Genomic DNA, 18,847 nt, shown 5'->3' on the forward strand with positions numbered 1-18,847 from the left:
AATTTACAGATAACTCCCCGCACTCGGGGTAGTGCTATGTTACTTGCGGGCAACCAGGAAACAAGCAAAATTCCTGTCGCTGTCAGAGATATATTGCAGAGCGGGGCGCAGCAACGCCCCGGGGGAAGTGTTTAGCTCGCTTTTTTTACCAGCGGCAGATCAAAGGCTTTACGCAGCGCCCGTACAAAGGCTTTATCCTGGCAGATGGTTTTCCCCGGACTGTCCGAGAGTTTCGCGACCGGCTTGCCGTTACACTGCACCAGCTTGATAACGATATTCAGCGGCGTGACGCCAGGAATGTCGCAGGTCAGACGTGTCCCGATGCCAAATACCACGTTGGCCCGATGGCCAAAATGGCGATAGAGCGCCAGCGCTTTATCCAGATTCAGATTATCGGAGAACACCAGCGTCTTGCTCTGCGGATCGATCCCCAGCTGCTTATAGTGGGCGATCGCTTTTTCCCCCCACTGCACCGGATCGCCGGAGTCGTGGCGCAACCCCTGGTAGCGGCTGGCGAAGTTAATGCCAAAATCGCGCAGGAAGGCATCCATGGTGATGCAATCCGTCAGGGCAATACCGAGCTGATCGTCATACTCCTCGAGCCATGCCTGTAGCGCAGCTCGCTGACTGTTTGCCAGCACCGGGCTGATTTGCTGGTGCGCCTGAAACCACTCATGCGCCTGGGTGCCGACCGGTCTGATATCAATGCGGCGGGCCAGATCGTAATTACTGCTGCCCATCAGCCAGGGAAAATCTTCTTTCAGGGTACGTACAATCGCTTCCTGCACGCTCTGCGAGAAACGACGGCGCGTGCCGAAATCCATCAGCCGGAAGCGCGACATATCGAGCCCGCCAATCTGCTGACGGAACGCGGCCACTTTCTGCTGTAAATGCGCTACGGCCTGTTCCACGCCGGCATCCGGCGAGCGGTGACGATGGACCACTTCACTGATCAGCGCCAGCAGCGGCACTTCCCACATGATCACTTCGCGCCACGGGCCCTGAATGCGAATATCCAGATTGCCGTTGTGATTACGCACTTCAACATGGTCGGGGTTATAGCGAAAATCACGCAGCCAGTTAAGGTAGTCCTGCTGAAAGAACGGCAGTGCAGCGAGGTAGCGGTACTCCTCATCGTTCAGGGCCAGTGACTGCATGGCCGCAATTTCGGCGCGGATCTCATCCGCATAGAAGCCGAGCAAGTCGTCGCCGCGGCAGCGAAATTCCGCCGTGACCGTCACATCGTAATAACGATGAAAAACGGCTTGCTGCATGTGGAGTTTATACGCATCGGTATCCAGCAGCGTGGTCAGTATCGGGGAAGTTTTTCCTGTCATGGTGCGTTTCAGCATCCTCTTCCGCGGAGCAGAGCCCGGTGTTTAATAACGTCATAAAGACGCAGGAGTATAACCTGAATTATAGGTAATTGAAGTTGATCACAGCATAATGCTCCTCACTGGTCGAGGTTAATCTGTGCCATTAATAATGTTATGACGCAATTTGACCTCGCGCACGCATTGCGCATGGCAAGCTTCTGCTAAGAAGCTTAGACTTTGCCGGTAAACTTTTAACGATGCGAGAAGGATTTATGACGCAACAGCCGCAAATTAAATATCGCCACGATTATCGTGCGCCAGATTACACCATTACCGATATTGATCTGACTTTTGATCTGAATGCGGCTACGACGCGCGTTACCGCGATTAGCACCGTCAAACGCGTAGGTGACAGCCAGGCGGAACTGCATCTGGACGGTGAGGAGCTGACACTGGTGTCGCTGGAGGTGGACGGCACCCCCTGGCACGCTTACCGGCAGGAGCAGGGCGCGCTGGTGTTAAGTGATCTGCCCGATACTTTTACGCTGAAGATCGTCAACGATATCCATCCGGAGAAAAACAGCGCGCTGGAAGGCCTCTATCAGTCAGGCGAAGCGCTCTGCACCCAGTGTGAAGCGGAAGGCTTTCGCCATATTACCTGGTATCTGGACCGCCCGGATGTACTGGCGCGCTTCACCACCACCATTATTGCGGATGCACAGCGTTATCCCTTTTTGCTCTCAAACGGCAATCGTCTCGACAGCGGTAAATATGAAGATGGCCGTCACTGGGTAAAATGGCAGGATCCTTTCCCGAAGCCTTGCTATCTGTTTGCCCTGGTTGCCGGGGATTTTGATGTATTGCGTGACAGCTTCACTACGCGTTCCGGTCGAGATGTGGCGCTGGAAATTTTTGTCGATCGCGGCAACCTCGACCGTGCCGACTGGGCGATGACCTCGTTGAAAAACAGCATGCGCTGGGATGAGCAGCGCTTTGGCCTCGAGTATGACCTTGATATCTTTATGATTGTTGCGGTCGACTTCTTTAATATGGGCGCGATGGAGAATAAAGGGCTTAATATCTTTAACTCCAAATATGTACTGGCGAAGGCGGAAACCGCCACCGATAAAGATTATCTCGGCATTGAGGCGGTGATCGGCCACGAATATTTCCATAACTGGACCGGCAACCGTGTGACCTGCCGCGACTGGTTCCAGCTGAGCCTGAAAGAAGGCCTGACCGTGTTCCGCGATCAGGAGTTCAGTTCCGATCTCGGTTCCCGCGCGGTGAACCGCATCGATAACGTGCGTATTATGCGCGGCGCGCAGTTTGCCGAAGATGCCAGCCCGATGGCGCATCCGATCCGTCCGGATCAGGTGATCGAGATGAATAACTTCTACACCCTGACGGTATATGAAAAAGGGTCGGAAGTGATCCGCATGATGCATACGCTGCTGGGTGAAGAGAACTTCCAGAAAGGGATGCAGCTCTATTTTGAACGTCACGATGGCAGCGCCGCCACCTGTGACGATTTTGTGCAGGCGATGGAAGATGCCTCGAATATCGATCTCTCCCAGTTCCGCCGCTGGTACAGCCAGTCCGGTACGCCGGTGCTCTCGATACGTGATGACTACAGTCCGGAGATGGAGCAATACACCCTGCATGTTACCCAGCACACGCCGCCCACGGCCGATCAAAAAGAGAAGCTGCCGTTGCATATCCCGCTGGATATCGAACTTTATGATGGCGAAGGCAAGGTGATCCCACTCCAGCACAACGGCCATCCGGTGCATCATGTGCTGAACGTCACCGAAGAGTTCCAGAGCTTCGTGTTTGATAACGTACCGTTCCAGCCGGTGCCTTCGCTGCTGCGCGAATTCTCCGCGCCGGTGAAGCTGGATTACAACTGGAGCGATGCGCAACTCACCTTCCTGATGCGCCATGCGCGCAACGATTTCTCCCGCTGGGACGCGGCGCAAAGCCTGATGGCGACCTATATCCGGCTGAATGTTGCCCGTCAGCAGCAGGGACAGCCGCTGTCACTGCCGCTGCATGTGGCGGATGCCTTCCGGGCGGTGCTGCTGGATGAAAACAGCGATCCGGCGCTGATGGCGCAAATCCTGACGCTACCCACCGAGAATGAGATCGCCGAGCTGTTTGAGGTAATCGATCCGCAGGCGATCCGTGCGGTGCGTGATGCACTGCTGCGTACCCTTGCCAGAGAGCTGGCGGATGAGTGCCTGGCGGTTTACCGCGCGCATCAGAGCAGTGAATATCGCATTACCCACGCCGACATCGGCAAGCGGGCGCTGAAAAATATCTGCCTCAACTACCTGGCGTTTGGTGACGTTGAGCAGGCGGATAAACTGGTGCAGGCCCAATATCAGCAGGCCAACAATATGACCGATGCGCTGGCAGCGCTGTCGGCGGCGATGATGGCGCAACTGCCGTGTCGTGATGCGCTGATGGCCGCTTACGATGAGCGCTGGCATCAGGATGGGCTGGTGATGGATAAATGGTTTACTCTGCAGGCCACCAGCCCGGCGGAAGATGTGTTGAGCCAGGTGCGTGCGCTTCTGAACCACCGCTCCTTCAGCATGAGTAACCCGAACCGTATCCGTGCGCTGATTGGAGCCTTTGCTTCCGGCAATCTGGCGGCATTCCATGCCAAAGATGGCAGCGGCTATCAGTTCCTGGTAGAGATGTTAATCGATCTCAATACCCGCAACCCACAAGTGGCTGCGCGCATGATTGAGCCGCTGATCCGCCTGAAACGCTATGATGCCGAACGTCAGGCGCTGATGCGTCAGGCGCTGGAGACGCTGAAAGGGCTGGAAAATCTTTCCGGCGATCTCTACGAGAAAATTACCCGGGCGCTTAACGCCTGATAAACGCCAACGGCGGGATCGCTCCCGCCGTTCTGTTGCCTGCAGCCGAAATCACCGCAGGCGGGGTTCAACGCAGCGCGTAACGTTTTTGCTGTTCGTTCTCGCTGCGTTTCATCACCCGATCCAGCACCTCAGCTTCCAGTTCCGCCAGATGCGCCGAACCACGTCGCCGCGGACGCGGCAGATCCACCTGCAGATCCAGGCCAATCTGACCCTCTTCGATCAGCAACACCCGATCGGCCATCATCACCGCTTCACTGACGTCGTGGGTTACCAGCAGCACGGTAAAGTGATGCTGCTGCCAGAGCGACTCAATCAGCGTCTGCATTTCAATGCGTGTCAGGGCATCCAGCGCGCCGAGCGGTTCATCCAGCAGCAGCAAGCCGGGACGATGGATCAACGCGCGGGCCAGCGCCACGCGCTGCTTCTGTCCGCCGGAAAGGGCGGCCGGCCAGTCATTCGCGCGTTCCGCCAGACCTACGGCTTCCAGCGCGTCCAGCGCCGCGCTGCGCCAGTTGCGGCCTTTCAGCCCGAGGCCCACGTTGTTAATCACGCTTTTCCACGGCAGCAGACGGGCATCCTGAAACATCAGGCGCGTCTCTTCCCGCGCGGAGTGCAGCGGGGTGTTGCCTGCCAGCAGCTGGCCCTCACTGACCTGCTCAAGACCGGCCAGCAGGCGCAGCAGGGTGCTTTTGCCGCAACCGCTACGGCCTGCCACGGCCACAAACTGGCCGGACGGGATATGCAGGTCGATATGCTGCAGAATAGTTTTACTGCCGTACTGTTTGGAGACGCCGTTGATCACCACCGGTGTACCGGTATTCAGACGTGCCGGCGTCGCGTGCAGGTTACTCATGCGTTTTCCTCCTTCACTTGATAAGCGGGGTGCCAGCGCAGCCAGAGGCGCTCCAGCAGCTGTGCGGTGACGTCAGCCAGCTTACCGAGCAGGGCATAGAGAATAATGGCCACCACTACCACATCGGTTTGTAAGAATTCGCGCGCGTTCATCGCCAGGTAGCCGATACCGGAGTTGGCTGAAATGGTTTCCGCCACAATCAGGGTGAGCCACATCAGCCCCAGCGCAAAACGCACGCCGACCATAATGGAGGGCAGGGCGCCGGGCAGGATCACCTGAATGAACAGACTCCAGCCGGAAAGACCGTAGCTGCGCGCCATTTCCAGCAATCCGCGATCGATATTGCGGATGCCGTGCCAGGTATTCAGATACACCGGGAACAGGGTGCCCAGTGCCACCAGGAAAATTTTTGCGGCTTCATCAATGCCGAACCACAGGATCACCAGCGGGATCAGCGCCAGATGCGGGACGTTACGCAGCATCTGTATCGAGGTATCCAGCAGCCGTTCGCCGGGGCGTGACAGCCCGGTAATCAGGCCGAGGATCAGGCCAATCGAACCGCCAATACTGAAGCCAGTCAGCGCGCGCCAGCCGCTGATGGTCAGATGCTGCCACAGCTCACCGCTGAATGAGAGCTGCCAGAAGGTGATCAGGATATTTTCCGGCGCGGGCAGAATGCGTGTTGAGAGCAGACCGTTTTGGGAAGCGATCTGCCAGATAACAATCAATAAGACTGGCAATAGCCAGGGGGTAAGCTGCCTGGTCAGCCGTTTTTGGACTTTTACCATGATCTGCTCCTTAACGCTGTGCCACTTTTTGCGGGCGGAAATCGTTTGCTACCGCTTCGCCATGAGCCTGCAGGTCGCGGGGTTGCAGCTGTTCCACGGGCGCCAGATCGAGATGCGGGAACAGCAGTTCGCCGACGCGATAGGCCTCTTCCAGGTGGGGATAACCAGAAAGAATAAAGGTTTCGATCCCCAGGTCAGCGTACTCCTGCATCCGCGCCGCCACCGTCGGGCCATCGCCCACCAGCGCAGTGCCTGCGCCGCCGCGTACCAGGCCGACGCCCGCCCATAAATTCGGGCTGATCTCCAGCTGATCGCGTCGTCCATTATGAAGCGCCGCCATGCGCCGTTGCCCCACCGAATCGGCGCGGGCAAAAGCCGACTGCGCTTTGGCGATGGTTTCATCGTCCAGATGGGAGATCAGACGCTCTGCCGCTTGCCAGGCTTCGGCGTTGGTTTCGCGCACGATGACATGCAAGCGGATACCAAAGCGCACCTTGCGTCCCTGTGCCGCCGCTTTTGCCCGTACCTGATCAATTTTCTCTTTCACCAGCGCCGGCGGTTCGCCCCAGGTGAGATAGACATCTACCTGCTCGGCAGCCAGATCCTGGGCGGCGTCAGACGAGCCGCCAAACCACAGCGGCGGACGCGGCTGCTGCACCGGTTTAAACAGCAGACGTGCGCCGCGGACGTTGATGTGTTTACCTTCATAATCCACCGTTTCCCCTTCCAGCACACGCCGCCAGACGCGGGTGAACTCAGCCGACTGCACATAGCGCTCACGGTGATCAAGGAAGACGCCATCGCCCGCCAGCTCTTCCGGATCGCCGCCGGTGACCAGGTTAAACAGCGCCCGGCCACCGGAGAGACGATCCAGGGTGGCCGCCTGCCGTGCCGCCTGGGTGGGAGTCACCACGCCCGGACGCAGCGCGACCAGAAAACGCAGCCGCTGCGTAACCGGAATCAACGAGGCGGCCACCAGCCAGGCATCTTCACAGGAGCGTCCGGTGGGGATCAGGACGCCGCCAAGCCCCAGTCGCTCAGCCGCCTGGGCAATCTGTTGCAGATAGGCATGATCAACCGGACGGGCGCCTTCGCCAGTACCAAGATAGTGACCATCACCGTGGGTAGGCAAAAACCAGAAAACGGATACGCTCATTTTGTTACTCCTTATTCAGTGGCCATATTGGGATGCCAGATGCGATCCTGGATCACGACTTTTACCGGCATCAGATGGTTGGCATAAAACAGATCGGCGGTTTGCTGTTGGGCCTGTGCGACCCGGGCGCTGACCGGCGTAATGGTGGTCGGGGGACGATGATCGAGATAGCTGGCGATCACCGGTTTCGGCAGTCCCATCGCCTGGGCTAACAGATCGATACTCTGGTTGCGCTGACTGAGCGTCAGGGCATCCGCAGCGCTGAAGGTGTTGAGCACCTGTTCAACAAAGGCGCCATTGGCCTGCGCAAAACTGCGCGTCGCCAGATAAAATGACCCGGTCTGATTCAGATCAGTGCCATCGGCCAGTACCCGCACGTTGCCCTGCAGTAAAGCCGCAGAGTAGTAGGGATCCCAGATGGCCCAGGCATCCACCATGCCCTGTTGAAATGCCGCGCGCGCATCCGCTGGCGTCAGGAAGGTGGGCTGAATATCGTTAAACGTCAGGCCAGCTTTAGCCAGCGCACGCAGCAGCAGGTTGTGTGAACTGGAACCTTTCTGAAAGGCGACTTTTTTCCCTTTCAGATCGGCCACGCTGCGCAGCGGACTGTTTGCCGGTACCAGGATCACTTCCGCTTTTGGCTTCGGCGGCTCAACGCCCACATAAAGCAGATCCGCTCCCGCCGCCTGGGCAAAAATCGGCGGAATGTCGCCGGTGCTGCCCAGATCGATACTGCCTACGTTCAGTGCTTCCAGCATTTGCGGCCCGGCAGGAAACTCAATCCAGCTGATTTGCGTAGCGGGAAAGCGCTGCTCCAGCATCTGGTGGCTTTTTGCCAGTACCATACTTACCGAGCCTTTCTGATAGCCGATACGGAATGTCTTTGGGCCCGTTTCGGCAGCCTGCACGGGCAGGGTCAGACTAAGCACGGCCGTGAGCATCAGGCCGGCGAAGGCGGCAATCTGGCGCTTCATGATGCTTCCCTATGCAACATAACAGGTGCAACCGGATGATGATGGCGGGTCAGCGCCATCCAGAAGGTGTCCAGCGCCTGGTCGATACGCGCCGCCAGGGTTGGATGCAGTTCCGGATGACGGTCGTAGTGGGTAATCTGGCTGTCATCGGCAAACACGCCATGCAGGATCTCCTGCGCTTTTAACGCGTTCAGCACCGGTTTCAGGGCGTAATCCACGGCCAGCATATGTGCTACGCTGCCACCACTGGCGAGCGGAAGCACCACTTTATGTTCCAGGGCGCGTTCCGGCAGCAGATCGATCAACGTTTTCAGTGCGCCAGAAAAAGAAGCCTTATAAATTGGCGTAGCGACAATCACGCCATCGGCGGCAGCTAAATCTTCGCGTAATGCCAGCAGAGCAGGCGAATCGAAGCGCGCATACAGCAGATCCTCCGGTGGAAAATTATGAATATTCCAGGGACTCACTTCTGCGCCGCGCGCTTCCAGCGCCTGCTGACACAGCCTCAGCAGCGCCGTTGAACGTGAAGGAAACCGGGGGCTGCCTGCCAGTGTAATAACCCGCATCGCGACTCCTTATAACTGAAAGTTATTAATTGTCTGAGATTGAGAACCGATGACTCAATCCTGACAGAGCCGCGTCCGGCATTTAAATGATTTATCCGGTAATCCATAACCAAAAAGTGCAAATAGCTGCTTATCAGGGCGTTTGTGGCGGTGCCCTGCGGTAACCGGATTTACGACAAATCTGAAAACAGGCGCGGGCAGGTAAGAGAAAGTTGCAGGATCCTGAAGTAAAGAAACGTCAATATATTACCGCAGCGGATAAAGCCAGCGCGCACCGGTTTTTTAACTTTTACCGGCACGCCTTTCAGGCATTAAACGTGTTGCGATGGCGTAGCGTTAAACGCCCTGCGTGATAAATTGCTTTGAAAACAGCAGACAAATGCTGGCACCTTTTAGCGGACATCAGAATAAAGGCTTTATTCGGAGCACGGAGTGAACCGGTGAATCATTTAATTTTTTCGCCGGATAAGGGAAAAAAACCTGAGGGAAAGCGCGACAGCGTTATTTAAATAGAGGCGTTTCAGGAATAGTTCATTCCGGCAGGAGAGTTTTCGCGTTAATCCATCAGTAGTGGTAACGATAATCTTTTACCGGTTGTCGGAGAAAGAAAAACAGGCGTGGAAATCACGGGACAGGTACCGCTAAGATATTCGCAAACTGTGCCAGCGCTGATTATTACCTGGGTGTCCCCGCTCAGCGGGTCTGAAACGCCTGTCGTTTTTCAGTACGCGGAGCCATATGCGATGACAGCACCATACAATGAGAATGACTTATGCCTGAAAAACTTTTGTCCGTTATCATCCCGACGTATAATGTCGAAAACTATATTGTTGAGTGTGTAGATTCCTTACTGAAACAGATTCCTTCCCCCAGCGAGATCATTATTGTTAATGACGGCTCAACAGACGGAACGTTACAACTTGCCGAACAACATTATGGTCATTTATCGCAGGTCAAAATTATTACTATCCCGAACGGGGGGCTGGGTAATGCGCGTGATACCGGCATTGCCCTGGCAGAGGGGGAGTATCTGTTCTTTTGCGACCCTGATGACATTGTGGTTGAGGGCTTGTTTGACGAACTGCAATCGGTAGTAAAAAACTATCCGCAGGTGGATCTCTTCTGTTTTAACTCCTGTACCTTTCTGGATGGCGACAGCCAGCGCACCCATCCTAAAGTGCAGCATACCCGCTTTGGGTTACAGATCCCGCAGCAGGTTTTTTTATCTCTGCTACACAATGGCCGATATACCTCGGCCGTGTGGAACTATGTTTTAAAAAAAAGCGTTATCGAGCAGCATCAGCTGCGCTTTGTGAAGCGTCTGCATGAGGACCACCATTTTTCTCTTGCCGCTTTTGTTAAATGTCATCAGGCGTGGGTAAGTAAACAGGTTTATTACAAGCAGCGTATTCGTCATGGCTCGCTGACCAACAGCCAGAAAGGCGACGATTTCTTTTATCAGCGTTATGACGCTTTTATGCATGCCTATCATGTATTACTGACATCTGTGGAAAAAGGGCCATGGCGCAGAGAGTTACAGAAATATTATTTGCTGCACTCTTTTCGCTTAATGATTTATCTGTCGCTGTATAACCGGACGCCAGTGCCAGAGTATGTGCTGAACGCGATTCGCGTACTGGGACGCGATGTAAAAACGCGTAATTATAAAGAGTGGTTGTTATTACATATGCCGGAGCTTTTTATTCGCCTGCAGAACGTGAAGGCATTAAAAGAGATGAATAAAGCCGTATGATTCTTAAAATGCGCCGGGAGATTTGCCTGTACCAGGTGAACATGCGAGAGTCATTTTCTGGAATGAGCATTAAGGTTGCTGCGTCATGGCAAAAGTAGTTGATAAACGGCTGGCGGTAAATATTCTGTCGTTACTGGCCTATCGTGGAACCTCCTTTCTGTTCCCGTTAGTTACCTTGCCTTATCTGGCGCGCATTCTGGGAGTCGAACAGATGGGGGTGCTGGCGCTGGCGATTGCCTGCGTGCTGTACTGCAGTACCATTTCAGACTGGGGCTTTAATGTCTATACCACCAAAGATATTGCTCACCACCGGGACGATCACGCCCGGGTGAGTCAGATCTTCTGGTCCACCTTTAATGCCAAACTGATGCTGATCCTGCTCACCAGCGGCTGTCTGCTGCTGGTGACCTGGCTTAACGTGCGCTGGCACTATCTCTTTTGGGTGATACTGGCGCACTGCACCACGCTGGTGGGATCGCTTTTTTCGTTTGGCTGGCTGATGCAGGGCTTTGAAAGGCTCGGCAGAACCGCACTGATCTCTACCTTCGGTAACTTTTGTGCTATCCCGCTCACTTTTTTACTGGTGAAAAGCCCGGCCGATACCTGGCTGGCGGCGATGATCCCCGGGCTTGTTTCTGTTATCAGCGCTAGCCTGACCCTGAAGTATGTGCTGGAGATGAAGGTGATTGGCCGTTACCGCTTTGAGCCAAAAGAGATTTGGCGACGTCTCGCCGACAGCGTGCATGTTTTTATTGCGATTGCGGGTGCTAACCTGTTTAACAGCGTCAACGTACTCATTCTGGCGACCTTTACCTCGCACGCTATGATCGGCATCTATAACGGTGCTGATCGGCTTCGTAAAGCGGCCAACTCGGTGCCTGAACAGATTGGCAACGCCTTTTTTCCCCGCGTCAGCTATCTGTTTGCGCGTGACAAGGCGGCAGCCATCGCCGCGACGCGTAAAAGCCTGACCTTCTCCTTTTTGATCAGTCTGTTTATTGTCATCTTCACCTTCTTCTTTGCCGACGAAGTGGTGGCACTGTTGCTGGGCAAAGACTTTATCGCTTCAGCCGATGTTCTGCGTGTCTTTGTGCTCTGTTTTCTGTTTGGCAATGTCTCCTACCCGGCGGGATTACAGATCCTGATTCCTCATGGGCTGGCGCGTCAACGTATGCAGGTAATGGTGGGCGCCGGCCTGCTCAACGTGCCGATTTGCTGTCTGCTGGTCTGGCAGTATGGTGCGCTGGGTGCCGCCTGTGCGATGGTTTTCGCCGAGTTTATGGTCTGCATAGGGATTTTCTGGGTCATGGTACGTCATGGCATTTTGCGTGACTACCTGCATGCGCCGCGTCCTTCCTCCTCCGCGGTAAAAGAGAACGCAAATCTCTGAAGGCGGGCGCGCCTGCGCCTGCCTCTTTCCCTGCTAATTTACTTTTGCGTCAAAGCTCTTTACCATTCTGACGCACAATTCACGTGCACCTGACCATACGAACGCTTCCGCCATTCAGGAGAGTGCATGTTTTATCCTATTGCCCGTCCGGCGCTGTTTAAGCTCGATCCCGAGCGCGCCCATGAACTGACCCTTCAGCAGCTGCGTCTGATCTGCGGTACCCCGTTAGAAGCGCTGATCCGTCAGCATTTACCCGCCCGCCCGGTCACCTGTATGGGGCTAACCTTTAAAAATGCGCTGGGACTGGCGGCTGGGCTGGATAAAAATGCCGAATGTATCGATGCGTTTGCTGCCATGGGGTTTGGCTTTGTGGAAGTGGGCACGGTTACGCCACGTCCCCAGGCGGGTAATGATAAGCCGCGCCTGTTTCGCCTGGTGGAAGGGGAAGGGATTATCAACCGCATGGGCTTTAATAATCATGGCGTCGATCAGCTGGTCGAGAATGTAAAAAAAGCGCGTTTCACCGGCATTCTGGGGATTAATATCGGCAAAAATAAAGATACGCCGGTTGAGCAGGGCAAAGAGGATTATTTGACCTGCATGGAAAAAGTGTATGCCCATGCCAGTTATATTACGGTAAATATCTCCTCACCCAACACGCCAGGATTACGCACGCTGCAATATGGCGAAGCGCTGGACGATCTTTTAGCCGCGATTAAACAGAAACAAAAAGCGCTGGAACAGCACCATCTGAAATATGTGCCGGTCGCGGTGAAAATTGCGCCAGATCTTTCAGAAGAGGAGTTGATCCAGATTGCTGACAGCCTGGTCAGACATCATATCGATGGCGTGATTGCCACCAATACTACGCTGGATCGTTCTCTGGTGAATGGATTAAGGTTCAGCGAGGAAAGCGGTGGACTGAGCGGTCGCCCGTTACAAACACGAAGTACGGAAGTGATTCGTCGCCTGGCGCAGGAGTTACAGGGACGTCTGCCGATTATTGGCGTCGGCGGCATTGATTCGCTGGTGGCGGCGCGGGAAAAAATCACCGCGGGTGCCTCGCTGGTGCAAATTTACTCAGGCTTTATTTATAAAGGTCCATCACTGATTAAAGATATCGTGACTTATCTCTAAATTCACGCCTGAATTACGCTGACAATATTTCGCCAGGGGGTTTATTTATCCCTCTGGCTCGTTTATATTTTGAGCTGAAAACACAAAATCAGCTTTTTCCCTGCTTTTTTACGGCCACATTTTGTGTATTCACGCGACATGTTTGACTCATGTTTGACTATTTCAACCGGGCGGTATTCAACAGGGCAGATTATGAAATTCAAACCTGACGATAATTGGCGTTGGTTTTACGACGCACAGCATGACCGGATGATGCTCGATCTGGCCGATGGTATGCTGTTCCGCTCGCGCTTCCCGGGCAAAATGCTCACGCCGGACGCCTTTGAGGCTCCCCGCTTTTGCGTTGACGATGCGGCGCTGTTTTATCAGTTCGATGAAAAATGTCGCCAGAGCGAACTCAGTCGCGATCAGCGTGCCGAACTGGTACTGAATGCGCTGGTTGCCAGCCGTTTTCTCAAGCCGCTGATGCCGAAGAGCTGGCATTTTACCCCGCATTATCATCCCTGGCAGCCGGAAGCGGGTACGCTGGTCAGCGTTACCCTGGACGAAAACGGCGAGCAGGGCTGCCTGCTGGTGGTGGAAAGCAGCGAAAGCGCCTCCCTCTGCTTACTGGCGCAGCCCGCCCTGATGCTGGCTGGCAAGCACATGGTGCTGGGAGATGCGATCAAGATCATGAACGACCGGCTGCAGCTGCACTATCAGGCACAGCTGCATTACGCCCGCGCGGTCTGAAGCCGGGATCAGGCCAGGGTGATATCGCTGGCAGGTATGCAGCTACAGCTCAGAATGGTCCTGTCCTCACGGATGGCGCTCTGTTTCAGCGCTTTCACCTCGCCAGAGAGCAGCGTCATTTTACAGCTGCCACACAGTCCGGCACGGCAGGAGTAGGGCACCCGCATTCCGGCCATTTCCAGCTGCTCCAGTAACACATCCTGATTATTCCCGCGAAAGGTTTTCCCCTGCCAGCTAATGGAGAGCGGTTGCACTGCGCTTTTTGCCGGTGAGAGGCTCGCCACCACTTCGCCCGCGCCATAGGGACGGGGCGTCTGACGTCGCACGACCTCCATCTCATCGCCGACGCGCAGAATACCGCTGCCGCGGGCAACCAGGTTAAGGCCGAAATCGATATCGCCACTGCCGTCAAGGGCCGAACGGAATTGCTGCAGCGTTGCCAGCGGTTCGCCTGCCGGGTGTTTATTGCCCTGTTCCGGGCTCACGGTGGTAAAGACGCAGCGGCTGCAGGGTTTCGCAACTTCAAAGGTCAGTTCGCCGAATCGCACTTCCGCCCAGCTGTCTTCATCCCAGGCGGGAGCGCCGCTCACCACCAGGTTGGGGCGAAACTGTGTCAGGCGGACGCTGGCCGGACAGCGGCGCTGTAAATCGGTGAGGGAGGCCGCGTTAACCAGCAGAAACGGATAACCGTCCGCGAAGCCGAGCGGCACCTGCGGATACGAGGTTACGCGGCGCGTTGGCTCATTACCGATCCAGCGCAACTGCACCCCGCGCGGGAAAAAGCCGCTCAGCCAGCGGTTGATTGCTGGCGGCGCGATGCGCGCACTGAAGCGATTTCCCCACACCTCAGTCGACTCAGCCTCCGGCGCGAAATCGCTAAAGCGGATCAGCGCTTTACTGCCATCCGGCGCGACCAGAAACAGTCCCTCCGGCAGCATGGCGGGCGTAAAACGCACCATCTCCGGGAACTGACGAGCAGTAATAAAGGTGCCGTCTGTTTCTGTGACCATAAAGATGCGATCGAAGGCGAGACCGCTCTCCTGCACCTGGGCATGGGAGAGCTGTAAAGCGCGCATCGATTTCACAGGATGAATAAACAGACGTGACAGCGTAATCATCGGGTTCTCCTTGAAACCGGTCGCTCAGGACAAAAAGAAGCTAACTTTATGACATAGGACGCTGATTCGCTATAATGCGCAACAATTTTCTCAAGAGTAGAAGTGACGATATGAATTCTCTGTTTGCCAGTACGGGGCGTGGGCTCGAAGAGCTGTTAAAAAGTGAGCTGGACGCGCTGGGCGCGCAGGATCTGCAGGTGGCACAGGGCGGCGTCCACTATCGTGGTGATGACCGTCTGATGTACCGCAGCCTGATGTGGAGTCGCCTGGCGTCGCGCATATTGCTGCCGCTGGGAGAATTCGGCGTCTGGAGCGATCTTGATCTCTACGTGGGTGCACAAAGCATCGACTGGAGCGCGCTGTTTGACAGCAATAAAACCTTTGCGGTGCACTTCAGCGGCACCAACGACGTGATTCGTAACAGCCAGTTTGGCGCGCTGCGGGTAAAAGACGCCATCGTGGACAGCTTTACCCGCCAGGGTAAAACGCGTCCCGATGTGGATCGTGAGCAGCCCGATATCCGGATTAACGTCTGGCTGAGCCGGGATCGCGCCAGTATCGCGCTGGATCTCAGCGGCGATGCGCTGCATCAGCGCGGCTACCGCCAGCAAACCGGTCAGGCGCCGTTAAAAGAGAACCTGGCGGCGGCCATTGTGTTGCGCTCCGGCTGGCAGCCGCACACCCCGCTGCTGGATCCCATGTGCGGTTCCGGTACCTTGCTGATTGAGGCGGCCCTGGTGGCCTGCGATCGCGCGCCGGGACTGTTGCGCAGCCGCTGGGGCTTCAGCAGCTGGAAAAAGCACAACGAGGCGCTATGGCGCGAGATTAAAGAAGAGGCGCAGCAGCGTGCCCGCGCCGGCACCGCTGCGGCGACGGCGCGCTTTTACGGTTATGACAATAATGGACGGGTGCTGGAGCACGCAGTCGCCAACGCGCGCCGTGCCGGGGTGGCGGATCTGATTACGCTGCAGCGGCAGGATCTGCTGCAGCTGAAAAACCCGCTGCCTGCAGAAAGCGTCGGCACGGTATTAAGTAACCCGCCCTATGGCGAGCGTCTGGAAAGTGAACCGGCCCTGATCGCGCTGCACAGCCAGCTTGGTCGCATCATGAAACGCGAGTTTGCCGGCTGGAATCTGTCGCTGTTCAGCGCCTCGCCGGAACTGCTGAGCTGCCTGCAGCTGCGTGCCGATCGTCAGTTCAAAGCGAAAAACGGCCCGCTGGATTGCGTGCAGAAAAACTATCAGCTGGCGGCCAGTGCAACGGAAAGCGGCGGACAGATCGCGGAAGATTATGCTAACCGTCTGCGTAAAAACCTGAAGAAGCTGGATAAATGGGCTCGTCAGGAAGGCATTGAATGTTACCGTATTTATGATGCCGATCTGCCGGACTATAACGTCGCGGTGGACCGTTACGCTGACTGGGTAGTGATTCAGGAATATGCGCCGCCCAAAACCATCGATGCCAACAAAGCGCGTCAGCGCCTGTTTGATGTGATCAGCGCCACCCTGAGCGTGCTGGAGCTGCCGGCGAACCGCCTGGTGCTGAAAACCCGCGAGCGCCAGAAAGGCAAAAGCCAGTATCAGAAGCTGAGCGAGAAGGGCGAATTTTTTGAAGTACAGGAATATAACGCGCGCTTCTGGGTCAACCTGACCGATTATCTCGATACCGGTCTTTTCCTCGATCACCGTCTTGCGCGTCAGATGCTGGGCAAAATGAGCAAAGGGAAAGATTTCCTTAACCTGTTTGCCTATACCGGCAGCGCCAGCGTCCACGCCGGGCTGGGCGGTGCGCGCACCACCACCACGGTAGATATGTCGCGCACTTATCTGGAATGGGCAGAACGCAACCTGCGCCTGAATGGCCTGACCGGCCGTCAGCACCGTCTGCTGCAGGCGGACTGCCTGAGCTGGCTGCGTGAAAGCAACGAGCAGTTCGATTTGATTTTTATCGATCCGCCGACTTTCTCTAACTCCAAACGCATGGAAGAGAGCTTTGACGTGCAGCGCGATCATCCTGAGCTGATGAAACAGCTGAAGCGGCTGTTGCGCGCGGGCGGCACCATTATGTTCTCGAATAACAAACGCGGTTTCAAAATGGATCATGAGGGGCTGCAGGCGCTGGGCCTGCAGGCGCAGGAGATCACTGCAAAAACGCAGTCGCAGGATTTTGCCCGTAATCGTCACATTCATAACTGCTGGCTGGTTACCCACGCCAGTAAGGAATAAGTTTTATGTCATTGATCAGTATTCATGGGGCGTACCTCTCTTTCAGCGATGCGCCGCTGCTGGATAACAGCGAACTGCATATCGAAGAAAATGAGCGCGTCTGTCTGGTTGGCCGTAACGGCGCAGGCAAATCGACGCTGATGAAAATCATCAACCGTGAGCAGCCGCTGGATGATGGCCGCATCATCTATGAACAGGATCTGGTTGTGGCGCGCCTGCAGCAGGATCCGCCGCGCAACATCAAAGGTTCGGTGTATGATTTTGTGGCTGAGGGTGTGGAAGAGCAGGCGGAGTATCTGAAAGCGTATCACGCCATTTCGCACACGGTGATGCAGGATCCGAGCGAAAAAAACCTGAACGAGATGGCGCGTCTGCAGGGGCTGCTGGACCATCACAATCTCTGGCAGCTGGAGAGCCGTATTAACGATGTGCTGCAGCAAATCGGCTTGCAGCCCGATACGGAACTTTCGTCGTTGTCAGGCGGCTGGTTGCGTAAGGCTGCCCTTGGTCGCGCGCTGGTGAGTAACCCGCGTGTGCTGCTGCTTGATGAGCCGACTAACCACCTTGATATCGAAACCATTGACTGGCTGGAAACCTTTCTTAAAAGCTTTTCCGGCAGCATTATCTTTATCTCCCACGACCGTTCTTTTATCCGCAATATGGCGACGCGTATCGTCGATCTTGATCGCGGTAAGCTGGTCTCCTGGCCGGGCAACTACGATACCTATCTGGCTGGCAAAGAAGAAGCGCTGCGTGTGGAAGAGCTGCAGAATGCCGAATTTGACCGCAAGCTGGCGCAGGAAGAGGTGTGGATCCGCCAGGGCATCAAGGCACGCCGTACCCGTAATGAAGGGCGTGTGCGTGCGCTGAAAGCGCTACGCCGTGAACGTTCTGAACGACGCGAAGTGATGGGCAAAGCCAACATGCAGGTGGAAGAGGCATCGCGCTCCGGCAAAATTGTCTTCGAAATGGAGCATGTTAATTACGCGGTAGCGGGCAAAACGCTGGTAAAAGACTTCTCGGCGCAGGTTCAGCGCGGCGATAAAATTGCCCTGATCGGGCCGAACGGCTGCGGGAAAACCACGCTGTTGCGTCTGATGCTGGGTCAGCTGAAAGCGGACAGCGGCCGCATTCACAGCGGCACCAAACTGGAAGTCGCCTATTTCGACCAGCATCGTGCCGAACTTGATCCCGATCGTACGGTGATGGATAACCTCGCCGAAGGCAAACAGGAAGTGATGGTAAACGGCAAACCGCGCCATGTGCTCGGTTATCTGCAGGACTTCCTTTTTCATCCCAAACGGGCGATGACCCCGGTGCGCGCGCTTTCTGGCGGTGAACGCAATCGCCTGCTGCTGGCGCGTCTGTTTCTGCGCCCCAGCAACCTGCTGATTCTTGATGAACCTACCAACGACCTCGACGTTGAGACGCTGGAGCTGCTGGAAGAGCTGATTGATGGCTATCAGGGCACCGTCCTGCTGGTCAGCCACGATCGTCAGTTTGTGGACAACACCGTCACCGAATGCTGGATTTTTGAAGGCAACGGCGAGATTGGCGCGTTTGTCGGCGGCTATCACGATGCGCAACAGCAGCGGGCGGCTTACCGGCAGTCCCGCGCCAGTGCCCAGCCGAAATCCGCTGCTGGCACCGAAAAACCGGCCAGCGAGAAAAATGAATCCGCCAAACGTAGCGCAGGCAAACTAAGCTATAACCTGGCACGGGAGCTGGAGCAGCTGCCGGAAAAAATGGAAACCCTGGAAGGGCGTATCGGTGAGCTGCAGGCGCAGATGAGTCATCCTGACTTTTTCAGCCAGCCGCACGAGAAAACGCAGCCGGTACTGGATGAGCTGGCACGGGTCGAGCAAGAACTGGAAAGCGCCTTTGAACGATGGGAATATCTCGAATCACTGAAATCGGGTGCGTGAGCCGTCACCACCATCAGGAGGAT

General features: G+C 55.8%; 14 protein-coding genes. 7 read left to right on the forward strand and 7 right to left on the reverse strand.

Translation table 11 applies throughout. From position 1 onward, the window contains the following. Nucleotides 1-131: 131 nt before the first annotated feature. Complete coding sequence (gene pncB, locus E0E17_RS13755) at nt 132-1,352, reverse strand: nicotinate phosphoribosyltransferase (protein ID WP_130834599.1); 1,221 nt, start codon at nt 1,350-1,352, stop codon at nt 132-134. Nucleotides 1,353-1,588: 236 nt separating this feature from the next. On the opposite strand from pncB, the gene pepN reads away from it, so the two are divergent. Further along, complete coding sequence (pepN, locus tag E0E17_RS13760) at nt 1,589-4,204, forward strand: aminopeptidase N (protein ID WP_130834600.1); 2,616 nt, start codon at nt 1,589-1,591, stop codon at nt 4,202-4,204. 67 nt (nt 4,205-4,271) lie between these two features. Here pepN and ssuB read toward each other — a convergent pair whose 3' ends face one another. The 5 genes from ssuB to ssuE are packed head-to-tail and all read right to left on the reverse strand — an operon-like array spanning nt 4,272 to nt 8,544. Beyond that, nucleotides 4,272-5,060: an aliphatic sulfonates ABC transporter ATP-binding protein gene (ssuB, locus tag E0E17_RS13765; protein ID WP_130834601.1), complete on the reverse strand. Its 789-nt coding sequence runs from the start codon at nt 5,058-5,060 to the stop codon at nt 4,272-4,274. Beyond that, a complete protein-coding gene (gene ssuC, locus E0E17_RS13770; RefSeq protein WP_130834602.1) occupies nt 5,057-5,848 on the reverse strand; it encodes an aliphatic sulfonate ABC transporter permease SsuC in 792 nt (263 codons plus the stop codon). Before ssuC ends, ssuB begins: the two co-directional genes overlap by 4 nt. Before the next feature lie 10 nt (nt 5,849-5,858). After that, complete coding sequence (ssuD, locus tag E0E17_RS13775) at nt 5,859-7,004, reverse strand: FMNH2-dependent alkanesulfonate monooxygenase (protein ID WP_130834603.1); 1,146 nt, start codon at nt 7,002-7,004, stop codon at nt 5,859-5,861. 11 nt (nt 7,005-7,015) lie between these two features. Beyond that, nucleotides 7,016-7,978, reverse strand: coding sequence for a sulfonate ABC transporter substrate-binding protein (locus E0E17_RS13780; protein WP_130834604.1), 963 nt, complete (start codon nt 7,976-7,978; stop codon nt 7,016-7,018). Beyond that, complete coding sequence (gene ssuE, locus E0E17_RS13785) at nt 7,975-8,544, reverse strand: NADPH-dependent FMN reductase (protein WP_130834605.1); 570 nt, start codon at nt 8,542-8,544, stop codon at nt 7,975-7,977. Before ssuE ends, E0E17_RS13780 begins: the two co-directional genes overlap by 4 nt. A 772-nt stretch (nt 8,545-9,316) precedes the next feature. Between ssuE and E0E17_RS13790 the strand changes: the two genes are divergently transcribed. The 4 genes from E0E17_RS13790 (at nt 9,317) to E0E17_RS13805 (ending at nt 13,556) form a co-directional block, all read left to right on the forward strand. Next, a complete protein-coding gene (locus E0E17_RS13790) occupies nt 9,317-10,297 on the forward strand; it encodes a glycosyltransferase family 2 protein (RefSeq protein WP_130834606.1) in 981 nt (326 codons plus the stop codon). Between the two features lie 85 nt (nt 10,298-10,382). Then, nucleotides 10,383-11,687 (forward strand): flippase, encoded by a 1,305-nt coding sequence (locus E0E17_RS13795; protein ID WP_130834607.1) that lies wholly within the window; start codon nt 10,383-10,385, stop codon nt 11,685-11,687. Nucleotides 11,688-11,813: 126 nt separating this feature from the next. After that, complete coding sequence (gene pyrD, locus E0E17_RS13800) at nt 11,814-12,824, forward strand: quinone-dependent dihydroorotate dehydrogenase (RefSeq protein WP_130834608.1); 1,011 nt, start codon at nt 11,814-11,816, stop codon at nt 12,822-12,824. 192 nt (nt 12,825-13,016) lie between these two features. Continuing rightward, a complete protein-coding gene (locus tag E0E17_RS13805) occupies nt 13,017-13,556 on the forward strand; it encodes a cell division protein ZapC (RefSeq protein WP_130834609.1) in 540 nt (179 codons plus the stop codon). A gap of 8 nt (nt 13,557-13,564) precedes the next feature. On the opposite strand, the gene E0E17_RS13810 is transcribed toward E0E17_RS13805, so the two are convergent. Further along, nucleotides 13,565-14,674 carry a YcbX family protein gene (locus tag E0E17_RS13810; RefSeq protein WP_130834610.1) on the reverse strand — a complete coding sequence of 370 codons (1,110 nt, stop codon included), beginning with the start codon at nt 14,672-14,674 and terminating at the stop codon, nt 13,565-13,567. A gap of 110 nt (nt 14,675-14,784) precedes the next feature. On the opposite strand from E0E17_RS13810, the gene rlmKL reads away from it, so the two are divergent. After that, nucleotides 14,785-16,899: a bifunctional 23S rRNA (guanine(2069)-N(7))-methyltransferase RlmK/23S rRNA (guanine(2445)-N(2))-methyltransferase RlmL gene (gene rlmKL / locus E0E17_RS13815; protein ID WP_130834611.1), complete on the forward strand. Its 2,115-nt coding sequence runs from the start codon at nt 14,785-14,787 to the stop codon at nt 16,897-16,899. Between the two features lie 5 nt (nt 16,900-16,904). Next, the gene (locus E0E17_RS13820; RefSeq protein WP_130834612.1) at nt 16,905-18,824 is read left to right on the forward strand and encodes an ABC transporter ATP-binding protein; all 1,920 of its coding nucleotides are present in this window, start codon (nt 16,905-16,907) and stop codon (nt 18,822-18,824) included. Nucleotides 18,825-18,847: the final 23 nt, after the last annotated feature.

Source organism: [Erwinia] mediterraneensis (genome assembly GCF_900604315.1).
GTDB classification, from domain to species: domain Bacteria; phylum Pseudomonadota; class Gammaproteobacteria; order Enterobacterales; family Enterobacteriaceae; genus Pantoea; species Pantoea mediterraneensis_A.

Coding starts and splice junctions, on each gene's coding strand:
- pncB (WP_130834599.1), bottom strand. CDS start 1,352: ATGCTGAAACGCACCATGACAGGAAAAACTTCCCCGATACTGACCACG.
- pepN (WP_130834600.1), top strand. CDS start 1,589: ATGACGCAACAGCCGCAAATTAAATATCGCCACGATTATCGTGCGCCA.
- ssuB (WP_130834601.1), bottom strand. CDS start 5,060: ATGAGTAACCTGCACGCGACGCCGGCACGTCTGAATACCGGTACACCG.
- ssuC (WP_130834602.1), bottom strand. CDS start 5,848: ATGGTAAAAGTCCAAAAACGGCTGACCAGGCAGCTTACCCCCTGGCTA.
- ssuD (WP_130834603.1), bottom strand. CDS start 7,004: ATGAGCGTATCCGTTTTCTGGTTTTTGCCTACCCACGGTGATGGTCAC.
- E0E17_RS13780 (WP_130834604.1), bottom strand. CDS start 7,978: ATGAAGCGCCAGATTGCCGCCTTCGCCGGCCTGATGCTCACGGCCGTG.
- ssuE (WP_130834605.1), bottom strand. CDS start 8,544: ATGCGGGTTATTACACTGGCAGGCAGCCCCCGGTTTCCTTCACGTTCA.
- E0E17_RS13790 (WP_130834606.1), top strand. CDS start 9,317: ATGCCTGAAAAACTTTTGTCCGTTATCATCCCGACGTATAATGTCGAA.
- E0E17_RS13795 (WP_130834607.1), top strand. CDS start 10,383: ATGGCAAAAGTAGTTGATAAACGGCTGGCGGTAAATATTCTGTCGTTA.
- pyrD (WP_130834608.1), top strand. CDS start 11,814: ATGTTTTATCCTATTGCCCGTCCGGCGCTGTTTAAGCTCGATCCCGAG.
- E0E17_RS13805 (WP_130834609.1), top strand. CDS start 13,017: ATGAAATTCAAACCTGACGATAATTGGCGTTGGTTTTACGACGCACAG.
- E0E17_RS13810 (WP_130834610.1), bottom strand. CDS start 14,674: ATGATTACGCTGTCACGTCTGTTTATTCATCCTGTGAAATCGATGCGC.
- rlmKL (WP_130834611.1), top strand. CDS start 14,785: ATGAATTCTCTGTTTGCCAGTACGGGGCGTGGGCTCGAAGAGCTGTTA.
- E0E17_RS13820 (WP_130834612.1), top strand. CDS start 16,905: ATGTCATTGATCAGTATTCATGGGGCGTACCTCTCTTTCAGCGATGCG.